We start from the raw sequence: 12,283 nt of genomic DNA, 5'->3' as shown, positions 1-12,283 counted from the left end.
AAGCTTAAAGCTATAGAAATAAATCTGCATCTTAGAAGTTGATGAAAATTAACGGATTAAGGTGCAGATTTTTTTATGGGGATTAGGATATTGATATCGTAAGTTTATGGTAAGAAGATTATAAAAAAAAAGGGAATGAGGGCGATAAGCCCTTATTCCCTTTTTTATGTATCACTATTTAAGATAAAAACTACTATAGTGATTTTCAGGCTGTTTTTTCTTACAGCACAATCATATCATCTCGATGAATGGCGACGGTACCATATTCATAGCCAAGCAATTGTTCAATATCATGAGACTGTTTGCCTTTGATTAATTCCAGTGCATCGCTGTTATAACGCGACATACCGAGAGCAATGTCTTTGCCTTGCGAGTTACGAATGCGCACAACTTCACCACGAGAGAAACGTCCACTGACATCAACGATACCTGCCGGCAGCAAGGATTTGTGCTGAATTAACACCGCACTTTGCGCGCCATCATCAATCGTGAGCACGCCTGCAGAAGGGGCAGCGAAGAGCCATTGCTTACGGCTTTCTAAGCGATCCGCTTGTACCGTGAATTTGGTGCCGATGGCTTGATCGTATGCTAAATCGATGATTACGTTAGGTTGATTACCCGGCGCAATAATAGTTTCGATGCCTGAACGCGTGGCAACATCTGCCGCGGTAATTTTGGTGGACATACCACCGGTGCCTAAATTTGTGCCGCTACCGCCCGCGATAGAACGAATATGATCGGTGATTTTCTCCACGACCGGAATCAATTTCGCCTGTGGATTTTTACGCGGATCGCTGTCAAACAAGCCTTGTTGATCGGTCAATAAATAAAGCTGTTCCGCTTGGACTAAAATCGCCACTAAGGCGGATAAATTGTCGTTATCACCCACTTTAATTTCTGCTGTGGCGACAGCATCATTTTCATTGATAACGGGGATGATGTGATTATCTAATAGTGCATGCAATGTATCGCGTGCATTGAGAAAGCGTTCGCGATCTTCAATATCCGCGCGGGTTAACAACATTTGCCCGATATGAATATCATAAATGGCAAAGAGTTTTTCCCAGGTTTGAATCAGCTGGCTTTGACCCACTGCCGCCAATAATTGCTTGGATGCCACAGTAGGCGGTAATTGCGGGTGATTTAAATAATGCCGACCGGCGGCAATGGCGCCTGAAGTGACAATCACCAAGCGAAAGCCTGCGCGATGTAATTGTGCCAACTGACGGACGATTTCCATCATGTACGCTAAATTTAATTTTGGTGTGCCTTGGGTTAAAGTGCTGGTGCCGAATTTTACCACAATGGTTTTGTTATTCTGTTGCATACTGACTCCTTGTCAAAAATGCGTTTAAGTTAGCATTAAGCATGGCAAAAAGCATTAAATTTATCGGGAAAATCCACCGCACTTTGATGGGGCAAGATGAAATACTGTTGTTCCTTTTAGAAAGTTTTATAATGGGCGGCACAGTTAATTTAGGTAAAAGTATGATGAAAGTTCAACAGATTACTCAGGAATACCAACGGGAAGTGACCCGTGTATGCGTAGAAACGGCATTGTTGTTATTACAACATGGCGTGGAAAGTGCGGTAGTTGTGCAAATGACGCAACGGCTTGGTGTGGCGCTTGGAGTTACCAGCGTGGAATGCGCATTAACCGCCAACGCAGTGATTCTTACTACGCTCACCAACGGACATTGCATTACGACGACCCGTAAAAGTGCCGACAGAGGCATTAATATGCAAATGGTCACAGATGTTCAACGAATTATTATTTCTGCGGAACATCACATATATGATTTACATCTGGTGAAGCAAAAACTAGAAGGCCTCAAACCGTTAAAATATAACCGTTATTTTGTCGTATTGATGGTGGGTTTATCTTGTGCCTCCTTTGCACATTTATCCGGTGGTGATGCACTTATTAGCCTTATCACCTTCTTGGCTTCCTCTGTGGCGATGTATGTGCGACAGGAATTGTCTAAACGGCATTACAATCCCATAATTGTTTTTTGCATTACTGCCTTTGTGGCGTCATTGATTGCAGGCATGAGTTTGAAATATCAAATCGGCAATGATCCGCAAATTGCCTTGGCGTCTAGCGCTTTATTGTTGGTGCCGGGATTTCCGTTAATCAATTCCCTGGCGGATATTTTAAAAGGCTACGTTAACATGGGAATTAGTCGTTGGGCGGTAGCGACCATTCTCACCTTTGGGGCGTGTTTGGGCATTGTCTTTGCGCTCAGCGTGCTGAATATCACGACCTGGGGGAATTAAGATGGATTGGTTATTTTGGTTACTCGACGATATGTTCTTTGCGGCGATTCCTGCTGTGGGGTTCGCCTTGTTGTTCAATGTGCCGCCCAAAGCGTTGAAATATTGCGCGATGCTTGGCGCATTAGGGCATGTAACCCGAACCTTGTTGCTCCATTGGAATATGCCCATTATTTTTTCCACGCTGGTTGGTGCTGCGCTGATTGGTTTTATCGGGGTTCACCTTTCCCATCGTTATTTGGCACATCCGAAAGTCTTTACCGTGGCTGCAATTATTCCAATGATTCCCGGCGTGCATGCTTACAAAGCCATGATCGCTATTGTACAGATTCACCATTACGGTTTTTCTGACGAACTGTTTTCGCAAATGATCAATTCCTTTATTAACACCACCTTTATTCTCGGTGCATTGGTTTTCGGGTTGGCGTTGCCTGGTCTGTTGTTCTATCGCGGAAAACCTGTGGTATAGTAACTGCAAGTTAACCCATTAAATAAGTTAGGAAAATACATGAATTTAAGCCTAATTGTCGCCATGACGAAAAATCATGTTATCGGTAAAGATAACCAAATGCCATGGCATTTGCCCGCAGACCTGGCTTGGTTTCGTCAAAATACCACCGGCAAGCCGGTGATCATGGGGCGTAAAACTTTTGAAAGCATTGGTCGTCCGTTGCCTAAACGCACGAATATTGTGCTTTCACGCCAACCCTTCATGCATGAAGGTGTTGTATGGAAAGAGAGTCTAGAAAGTGCGGTGGATTTTGTCCGTGATTCTGAGGAAATTATGTTGATTGGTGGCGGACAGCTTTTTAAGCAGTACTTACCGCAGGTGAGTCATCTTTACCTCACTGAAATTCAAACGGAATTGGAAGGCGATACTTTCTTTCCACCAATCGATTGGCATGACTGGTCGATTGAATTTGAACAATACCGTCCGGCCGATGAACAAAATCCCTACGATTGCCGTTTTTTGATTTTAGTAAGAAAGTGATTTTTTGCGTAAAAGTGCGGTGGGTTTTCTGTGCGTTTTGATATTCTTCCTCCTCGGTCTGGCGTAGGGGAGAGGAAGAATACTTGGAATGGGGCGGCGAGCAGGAGAAAAACGGAACGCTCGCCCACCCCAGTGAAAAGAATCCTTATTCTGCCAAGTCTTTTCTAAAGGACACCATCAACTGATCGATTTTAAAATTCTCGGTGTCAATGATTTCAAATTTATAGCGGTCGTATAACACAAAATCGGTTTTCTTCGGGATTTTGCGCAACATATACATCATAAAGCCGGCGATGGTCTCATAATTTTCATCGTGCGGGAAACTTTCGATATCCAAGGCGCGTTTCACATCTTCCAATGGTGTGGCGCCATCAATCAGCCAAGAATCTTCATCACGGCGAATAATTTGTTCTTCTTCACTGGAAACTAATTCGCCCATCACAATGCTCATCACATCGTTTAAGGTCACAATTCCTACGACTAACGCGTATTCGTTGACGATGACGGCGAAATCTTCACCGGTGGATTTAAACAGCTCCAACACTTCATATAAAGACAACGTGTCCGGCACGTACAACAACTTGCGCAATAAGCGGTTGTCGGTTAATTGCACCTGTTCTTCTTTTAAAAACAAGGTCAACAAACTGTGTGATTCCACATATCCTAAAATATGATCCAAGCCCTGCTCACAAATCAATAATTTGGAATGGGAGTTTTGCGTTAACGTGTCCAGCACTTGTTGGCGTGTGAAAGTGCGGTCTAAAAAAATGATATTTTCACGCGTGGTCATGGTTGAGGTGACCTTGCGTTGCTGCATATCGAAGATATTTTCGATTAAATAATGCTCCTGTGCTTTTAACACACCGGCTTCTGCGCCCGCATCTACCACAGCGACAATATCTTCTGGTGTCATGCTTTCAACACGTATGGTGGAAATTCTGAATAGGCGGAACATCACATTCGCCAACGAATCAAAAATCCACACAATTGGTTTTAATAGGATAATGCACAGTTGCATAATGCGCACCGTGCGTAGTGCCACGGCTTCCGGATTGATTAATGCAAGACGTTTTGGCATTAAATCTGCTAATAAAATGAACGAAGCGGTGACGATGAGAAAGGCAAGCCAAGACGCGGCACTGTCAACCCAAGGCGCATCGGTATATTGTTGCAGAAACGCTTGTAAATGCACGCTGATAGTTGCTTCACCGATGACCCCGCCCAAGACGGCAACCATGTTTAAGCCGATTTGTACCACCGTAATAAAACGTCCCGGCTGCTCTTGTAATTTGAGCACCATGGCCGCTTTAGTATTCCCTTCGTTAGCCATGTTTTGTAATTTAATACGACGCGCGCCTGCCAATGAAATTTCGGCAGAGGACACGATGGCACTGACAATAATCAGTAAGATTAAAATTAAAATTGCACTGAATAAACTCATAAGGTTCTCTATAACTTGATATAAACGAGAGATAAAGTGCGGTTAGTTTTGACTGCGTTTTTAACCGCACAAAAGAAATGAAAAAAGAAACCTAATTTTCGCTATCAAACCAGCCGCGAATAAACTGCACGGCAAAGAAGAAGGTAAAGAATAAAAGTACGTAAAGAATATAGCTAAGAATCGGGTGGCTTGGGGTATTGGTTTCCGTTATTTCTTTTACGGATAACGCATTTGGAAACTCATCAAACATCGTTAAACGCCAGCCGTAATATTTGATTTCCACGATTTTTTCTTCATTGCCCAAGGCTTGCGCCAATGCCTGTAAATTTGCTGAGCCGAATTTGAAATAGAACGGAAAACCCCAACGGGTATCTTCGTTGCGATATACCATCACTTTGCCGTTTTCATGTTGCGTATTGATAAAATACACATCGCGGGTCGGGCCGTCTGCCGGATTGGCTTTTGTAATTGGCCCGTCTTTATCCACCCGTTTCACCTCAACGCCGGTCACTTTGGTAACATCATAGCTCGGCATCGAATAATTTATCGCTGCAGCAAGGCATAAATGAAAAATAAAAATGACGGAAATAAAAAAATATTTTAAAAATTTTCTCATCTTTTTGTCCTATTGAAATGAGATTGGTTAATTATTGTACCTGAATTTTAAATAAACGCTCGAAGTTTTGTGTGGTGATTTGCGCCATTTCCTCGACCGAAACGCCTTTCAATGCTGCCACATATTCACACACTTCACGAGTGTATGCCGGTTGATTTTGCTTACCGCGATAAGGCACCGGTGCCAAGTAAGGCGAATCGGTTTCCACCAACAGACGATCCAGCGGCAGCTTGCGCACCACCTCCCGAAGGTCTTCCGCATTTTTAAAGGTGATAATCCCTGAAATGGAAATGTAAAAACCCAAGTCTAAGGCTTGTTTTGCCATCTCATAGTTTTCGGTAAAACAATGCAAAACGCCACCGCACTTTTCTGCCTGATTGTCGCGCAACAGGCGAATCGTGTCTTCGCGCGCCTGGCGTGTGTGAATGATGACCGGTTTATTGAGCTGGTTGGCCACGTCAATTTGGCTGGCAAACACGGCTTGTTGGGCGGCTTTGTTTTCTGCACTGTAATAATAATCTAAGCCAATTTCGCCGATGGCGATGACTTTAGGATCTTGCGCCAAGCGTAACAAACGCGCGGCATCATAAGGTTCTTCTTCAAAATCCAGCGGGTGCACGCCACAGGCTAAAGAGACGTTATCGAATTTGGCTAATTCCGGATACACTTTTTCAAAACGGCTCAAGGTCACGCCAATCGCCAATAAATGTTTCACATCGCGTGCTTTTGCCTTTGCCACGACATCAGCAATATTTTGATGTAATGTTTCGTAATCTAAGGCATCCAAATGGCAATGGGAATCCACAATAAACATATTTTATCCTTCAAATACTTCAGTAATTAAACGGGTTAGCCCGTCGAGTAAAATCAATTCTAAATTCAACGCCGAATTCGCTGATAAATCCGACCGCACTTTGCTAACAATTTGTGTTGCTTTTAATAATGCCGGGGCAGAAAGTCCTTGGCTAAATTGAATGACACCCTGTTCAATGTCTTGGCAAACCCAATCTTCGCGAATATTCAGTTTGTTTTTCAAACTGTCGCTTAAAAAAGCCGATAACCAATCCAGCTGCTGCAAGACAAGTTCTTTAGTAAAAAACGGCAGTAATTCCAAAGGCGAACAACGACGATAGAATAGCCAAAATTGGCGTAAAAATTCCCGTCGTTGCACCAGTAAATTTTGCTCTAACATGGCAAGTGCGAGCAGTGGTCGACCATAATTCACCCGAAGTGCGGTCAATATATCAGATGTTTCGGCGGATGTTTGTGATTGCAACCACTGTAATGCCGTGTCTGTGTCCGGTGGTAAGAGATTCCACACTTGGCAGCGACTGTAAATGGTTGGCAACAACGCCTTTTGCATATCGCACTGCAAAATGAAATAGGTATTTGGACGCGGCTCTTCCAACGTTTTTAAAATGGCGTTGGCAGCGGCTTCCGTCAAACGATGTGCCTGTTCGATATAAATGACTTTATTGCCGTTTTGCTGCGCATGTTGCGTCGCTTGTTCGTTCATGGCGCGAATTTGATCCACGCCGATGTCCTTGTTCTCAATAGGCGCGATAGGCTGGAAATCCGGGTGGCTGTTAGCTTGCATTAAATGGCAAGCATGGCATTCGCCACAAGCTTCCGCCCCGTTGGGTGTTAAGCACATTAAACGTTTTGCTAACGCAGAACAAAGTTGTTCGGCGCCGAGGCCGTCATCGGCACGAATCAGCAGAGCGTGATGCCCTAAAGCCTCATCAAAAGCCAGCGTAAGTTTGTGATAGGTCGGTACCAACCAAGGAAGTAACGGGATCATTTTGACAGCGAAATCCACCAATTTTTGACCGCACTTTTAATGTCTGCCTGTACTTGCTCAATGGATTGTTCCGCATTGATCATCACGGCTTTCGGATTGTCTTTTACCAGTTCTAAATAACGGGCACGGGTGCGGTGGAAAAAATCCAGATGTTGTTGTTCGATACGATCCAGCTCACCACGTCCACGGGCGCGGGCTAAACCGACTGCTGGATCAATGTCTAAATACAGGGTCAAATCCGGTTCAAAATCGCCCAAAACGGTTTGTTTTAAATGCGTTAAAAAAGCCTCTCCCAACTGGCGGCCACCGCCTTGGTAGGCTTGTGACGACATATCATGGCGATCACCCACCACCCATTTTCCTTGGGCGAGGGCGGGCTTAATGACATTGTCCACTAATTGAATTCGGGCGGCATATAACATCAATAATTCGGCTTTGTCTGTGACCGGTTCCTCTGTTTCATGTTTAATGAGGTGACGTAATTTTTCTGCTAACGGTGTGCCACCGGGTTCACGGGTGAAGACGACATCATTAATGCCTAATTCCTTTAAGGTATCCACGACACATTGATGGGCAGTACTTTTGCCTGCGCCTTCTAAGCCTTCAATAACGATAAATTTGCCTGTCATATTATTTTCCGTTTTGTTGGCGGTACCAGCGTAAATATTCCTGCACCGCTTTATTGTGTTCATTTAAGTTCCGACTGAATTTGTGACCGCCCGTGCCGTCGGCAACGAAATAATAAAATTCCGTTCGCGCAGGATGCGCCACGGCTTGTAATGCCTCTTCACTTGGCATAGCAATCGGCGTTGGCGGTAAACCGTCAATCACATAGGTGTTATAAGGGGTCGGCGTTTCGAGATCTTTTTTACGAATATTGCCGGTGTAATCCTCACCCATACCGTAAATCACCGTTGGATCGGTTTGAAGCTTCATTTTGGCTTTCAAACGATTAATAAACACCGAGGCAATTTGGGGACGCTCTGCGGCGATGCCGGTTTCTTTTTCCACGATAGACGCGAGAATCAACATCTCGTAAGGATTTTCTAACGGTAAGTCCTTATCGCGCTCATTCCAGGCTTTATCCAAGGCTTTTTTCATGCGTTCTGCAGCGCGTTGCAACAGTTCTAAGTCGGTAGAATTCGGCGTGTAATTATAAGTGTCCGGATACAACCAACCGTCGATTTTCATCCATTCATCAATGGCTTTTGAGACTTTTGGCAGTGTCAATAACCGGAAAATCTCTTGTTCGGATTTATCTTTTAAGGTCTGTTTTAAGTGCGGTGCGTTTTCGAGGCGTTTTCGCCAATTTTTAAAGGTGTTGCCTTCAATAAATTGCACGTTAAATTGCGCTTCTTTGCCGGAGTTGAGTAATTTCAGCAAATCTTCTACGGTTTTCACATCATCCAACAAATAAGTACCCGCTTTCACCTTGCTCAATTCAGGGTGCAATTTTAAGGCCCAAGGCAATAATGCGGCACTGTCCAAAATACCTTCTTGCTCTAACAACGTGACTAATTTATTACCGGTTGTGCCACGTTCTACGGTAAGAAGTTGATCCTTTTGTACATTGACAGGCTGCTGTATAAACTGTTGTAGTTGTTGATAGCCCCAAAAGCCGGCGCCAGCCAATAAGGCAACGAGAAATAAAAGAAGGAAGAAAAATTTTTTCATATGCGTGATCGTGGCGTTGTGAAAGACGTTGTAAAAATTATGACAAAAGTGGCGGAATTATAGCACGAAATTGCGCTTTTTATCGAAAAAGAGCCTTGTCGAAACAAGGCTCTGATATGCGGGATTATTTACTTTCATGGGTACTGTCGGAATCGCCGAGCAACAAGGCGTATTTCACGGTTGTTGGGCTGGCTTCTAAGGCAATTTTGAATGCCATGGTGAGCGGCACAGAGAGCAACATTCCTACTGTTCCTAGCAACCATCCCCAGAACAACAAAGACAGGAATACCACCAGCGTGGAAAGCCCCAATTTTTTACCCATTAATCGAGGTTCAAGCACATTGCCGATAATCATGTTGATGGCAACGACACCGATAATGACTTCTAAGCCCACTACAAAACCGTTGAGTAATAATGCCTGCACGATAATCGGAATAGCAGCGATAATTGAGCCGATATTGGGAATGTAATTGAGCAGGAAACTCAGTGTTGCCCATAAAATCGCATATTGCACACCGACAATTTCCAATAAAAGCCAAATGCAAATAGCGGTTAACAAACTCATCATGGTTTTTACACCAAGGTAGCTGATAACGCCTTGTAGAATACGATCTAAATAACGTTCTTGTTGGCTGATTTCCTTCGAATCACTGCTAAATACCACGGCAAATTTGTGTTTAGCATAAGGGGCTTCTAAAAGCATAAAAATAACCACTAACACCAACACGAAAATATTGGTGACTACGCCGGAAAAGCTGAGAAAAACACGACGCACAAAATTCATGATCACGCTTGGATCGAAATGCTCCATGATGCTTTTTTCGGAAATATCCAACGGGATTTTCAAGCTTTGTGAAAGTGCCACTAGGCTATTAACGCGTTCGCCCAATAATTGGCGATATTGCGGGATTGATTGGCTAAATTCTTGGATTGTGCTGTTAATTAAGCCGAACAGGAAGAAAAAGACGATTAAAATCAATGCTAACAACAAGCCAATGGCGAGACCGTAGGGCACTTTTTTCTTGGTCAGGTAATTGAGGGACGGCGAGCAAATAATCGCAATAAACAGCGACAGTAAAAATGGCACGACAATTTCTGAAGCTGCCTTAATGCCGGCTAAAATAATCACGATAGCAGCACAGGCGACCAGTGCTTTTACTAAAGAAGCTTGTTTTTCCATTAACTAAATCGCATCCTCATTTTCTTCACCGGTACGGATACGAATCACCCGTTCCACTTCATACACAAAAATTTTACCGTCTCCGATTTTGCCGGTTTGTGCCGTATCGACGATAGCGTCCAAGCATTGTTCTAATAAATCATCGGGGACCACAATTTCCATTTTCACTTTCGGCAGAAAATCCACCATGTATTCGGCACCACGATACAATTCCGTATGTCCTTTTTGGCGTCCAAAACCACGGACTTCGGTGACGGTCATGCCAGTAATACCAATGTCGGATAAGGCTTCGCGTACATCATCCAATTTAAACGGTTTAATGATTGCTTCGATTTTTTTCATTCTTGTTGCTCCTGAAAATGGTCATTAAAAATCAGCCTGTTGTGAGCGCAGACTTTATCAGATCTTGAGAGTGAAAAACACTGGAGAGCATGAAAAAACATCACGGAAAATGACCGCACTTTTATGCGCTTTTCTTGGTGAGGAAATTAAATAGCATGGAGATTTTCACATAAAAAAACGGCGCTATGATTAACGCCGTTTTGAGTGAGATAAGTTATCCGATTAAAGAATTTCTAATAATTCCACTTCAAAGACTAATGGACTAAATGGTGGGATGGCTGCGCCTGCGCCACGTTCACCATAGGCTAATTCATGTGGGATTGCCAAACGCCATTTGGAGCCGACCGGCATCATGGAAAGTGCTTCGATCCACCCTTTGATCACGCCGTTAACCGGAAATTCAGCCGGTTGACCGCGTGCGACGGAACTGTCGAATACAGTACCGTCCGGTAATGTGCCGGTGTAGTGAACACGTACTTTATCGGTTGTAGATGGCACGTTGCCGTTACCTTCAACTAACACTTCATATTGCAAGCCGGAATCCGTGACTTTCACGCCGTCTTTTTGTTTGTTCGCCTCTAAGAAAGCTTTGCCTGCGGCTTCAATTTCTTTGAATTGCGCTTGTTGGGCTTCCGCAGCTTGTTGTTGCAATTGTTGCAACGCTTGGCTGATTTCATTGAAATCTAATGCCGGCGCATGTTGATTTAACACATCGTAAATCCCTTTTGCTACCGCTTCCGCTTTCACCGCTAATTGGCTATCCAATAATTGTTGACCGATTTGCAAACCGATACCGTAACTACCTTTGGCTTCGGTATCGTCTAATGTCACTTGATTGAAAAATTCTGCTGTCATGTTGTTTTCCTTTCTGTTGATAAAACTATTTCATTGTGGCTAAGATTTCGCCCATTCTCACTGGAACGTCCACCTCTAAATGTTCTGCTAAGGTCACGGAATTCGCCGGGAATAAGTTAATGACGGTTGAGCCCAATTGGAATGCGCCCATCTCTTGGCCTTTGGTGAGTTTAATGGCGCTATCCCCTTGATATGTCCAGACTTTGACTTCACCGGTGCGTGGCGGATTAATGACGCCGGCCCAAACCGTGCTCATGCTGGCAGTAATGGTCGCCCCCACAAGGATTTGTACCATTGGGCCGAACGCTGTATCAAAAACACAAATAACGCGCTCATTGCGAGCGAATAAATTTGGCACGTGTTCCGCTAAGAACGGATTGACCGAGAATAAATCGCCCGGCACATAAATCATTTTGCGCAAGGTCGCATCGCACGGCATATGGACGCGGTGATAATCACGCGGAGATAAATAGATCGTCGCAAATTCGCCGTTTTTAAAGGTGTTAACTAATTCTTCATCGCTGGCTAATAAATCAGATAGGCTGAAAAAATGCCCTTTGGCTTGCAATAAACGTTCATCGTCAATATGCCCGATTTGGCTCACGCGACCGTCGGCAGGTAAGCAAAGTGCGGTCGGATTTTCATTGATTTTTCGCGCGTCGTCTTTTAACCCACGAATAAAAAATTGGTTGAAGCTTTCATAATCGCTAAAGTTCTCTTTTTTAGCTTCGCTCATGTCCACGTTGTATTTCTTCGCGAAAGCCTTGATCACGAAATGTGTTACCGCACCCCATTTTTGTTGGGCAAACCAACCGGCTAATTGGGTTAAATACAGTTGCGGCATAATGTATTGAAAAGCAACTTTCGCACGTTGCCAATAAGTGAATTTATTCATAATGGTTATTTTTTCTACAGTGTCAAAAAGAAGTCGGTGATTATAACAACTTATTCGGCTTGTGCAATGTATCGGGGGATTCGCCGCTTTATTCCGTATTGAAAATCATCAAAATTGTGGCAAATGCCTCAAAAAACACAAAAAATCGGATGGAGAAGTGCAAAGCTTTAGAATTGCCTTATTTTCTCAGGTAAAATTACGACTTCTTAATTTT

Annotated in this window: 14 protein-coding genes; 3 read left to right on the top strand and 11 right to left on the bottom strand. The window is 43.8% G+C overall.

All coding sequences use genetic code 11. The features are described from left to right. Window positions 1-220: 220 nt before the first annotated feature. The gene (gene proB, locus ACO5E4_RS05785; RefSeq protein WP_485862377.1) at window positions 221-1,327 is read right to left on the bottom strand and encodes a glutamate 5-kinase; all 1,107 of its coding nucleotides are present in this window, start codon (window positions 1,325-1,327) and stop codon (window positions 221-223) included. A gap of 164 nt (window positions 1,328-1,491) precedes the next feature. Here proB and ACO5E4_RS05780 point away from each other — a divergent pair, with 164 nt between their 5' ends. From ACO5E4_RS05780 to folA, 3 genes are read left to right on the top strand one after another with little or no spacing between them, the layout of a single operon-like run. Then, entirely contained in the window at window positions 1,492-2,277 is a 786-nt protein-coding gene (locus ACO5E4_RS05780) for a threonine/serine exporter family protein (protein ID WP_485862498.1), read from the top strand. A 1-nt stretch (window position 2,278) separates the two neighbouring features. Continuing rightward, complete coding sequence (locus ACO5E4_RS05775; protein ID WP_314955006.1) at window positions 2,279-2,743, top strand: threonine/serine exporter family protein; 465 nt, start codon at window positions 2,279-2,281, stop codon at window positions 2,741-2,743. Window positions 2,744-2,782: 39 nt separating this feature from the next. After that, on the top strand, window positions 2,783-3,265 hold the full coding sequence (folA, locus tag ACO5E4_RS05770; RefSeq protein ID WP_485862376.1) for a type 3 dihydrofolate reductase: 483 nt from the start codon (window positions 2,783-2,785) through the stop codon (window positions 3,263-3,265). Between the two features lie 145 nt (window positions 3,266-3,410). Here the strand turns inward: folA and paeA are convergent, their stop codons facing one another. From paeA to asd, 10 genes are all read right to left on the bottom strand, one after another. Continuing rightward, window positions 3,411-4,706: a polyamine export protein PaeA gene (paeA, locus tag ACO5E4_RS05765; RefSeq protein WP_485862375.1), complete on the bottom strand. Its 1,296-nt coding sequence runs from the start codon at window positions 4,704-4,706 to the stop codon at window positions 3,411-3,413. Between the two features lie 91 nt (window positions 4,707-4,797). Next, window positions 4,798-5,322, bottom strand: a complete 525-nt coding sequence (locus ACO5E4_RS05760) for a DUF1523 family protein (RefSeq protein WP_314955015.1) — start codon at window positions 5,320-5,322, stop codon at window positions 4,798-4,800. Between the two features lie 31 nt (window positions 5,323-5,353). Further along, a complete protein-coding gene (locus tag ACO5E4_RS05755; RefSeq protein WP_485862374.1) occupies window positions 5,354-6,136 on the bottom strand; it encodes a TatD family hydrolase in 783 nt (260 codons plus the stop codon). Window positions 6,137-6,139: 3 nt separating this feature from the next. After that, window positions 6,140-7,123, bottom strand: coding sequence for a DNA polymerase III subunit delta' (locus tag ACO5E4_RS05750; RefSeq protein WP_311352032.1), 984 nt, complete (start codon window positions 7,121-7,123; stop codon window positions 6,140-6,142). Then, the gene (gene tmk, locus ACO5E4_RS05745) at window positions 7,120-7,752 is read right to left on the bottom strand and encodes a dTMP kinase (protein WP_454905213.1); all 633 of its coding nucleotides are present in this window, start codon (window positions 7,750-7,752) and stop codon (window positions 7,120-7,122) included. The genes ACO5E4_RS05750 and tmk overlap by 4 nt, the downstream gene beginning before the upstream one ends. A 1-nt stretch (window position 7,753) precedes the next feature. Beyond that, window positions 7,754-8,797 (bottom strand): endolytic transglycosylase MltG, encoded by a 1,044-nt coding sequence (mltG, locus tag ACO5E4_RS05740; RefSeq protein WP_454905211.1) that lies wholly within the window; start codon window positions 8,795-8,797, stop codon window positions 7,754-7,756. 124 nt (window positions 8,798-8,921) lie between these two features. Beyond that, window positions 8,922-9,977 carry an AI-2E family transporter gene (locus tag ACO5E4_RS05735; RefSeq protein WP_454905209.1) on the bottom strand — a complete coding sequence of 352 codons (1,056 nt, stop codon included), beginning with the start codon at window positions 9,975-9,977 and terminating at the stop codon, window positions 8,922-8,924. A 3-nt stretch (window positions 9,978-9,980) separates the two neighbouring features. Further along, a complete protein-coding gene (glnB, locus tag ACO5E4_RS05730) occupies window positions 9,981-10,319 on the bottom strand; it encodes a nitrogen regulatory protein P-II (RefSeq protein WP_006716923.1) in 339 nt (112 codons plus the stop codon). Window positions 10,320-10,541: 222 nt separating this feature from the next. Further along, on the bottom strand, window positions 10,542-11,174 hold the full coding sequence (gene bamJ, locus ACO5E4_RS05725) for a BamJ family beta-barrel-assembly machinery protein (protein WP_006716926.1): 633 nt from the start codon (window positions 11,172-11,174) through the stop codon (window positions 10,542-10,544). Between the two features lie 25 nt (window positions 11,175-11,199). Then, window positions 11,200-12,069, bottom strand: a complete 870-nt coding sequence (asd, locus tag ACO5E4_RS05720) for an archaetidylserine decarboxylase (RefSeq protein WP_485862373.1) — start codon at window positions 12,067-12,069, stop codon at window positions 11,200-11,202. Window positions 12,070-12,283 lie beyond the last annotated feature (214 nt).

Source organism: Aggregatibacter sp. (genome assembly GCF_057314075.1).
The sequence above is the reverse complement of the archived record's forward strand: the minus strand, read 5'-3'. Positions and strand labels throughout refer to the sequence as shown.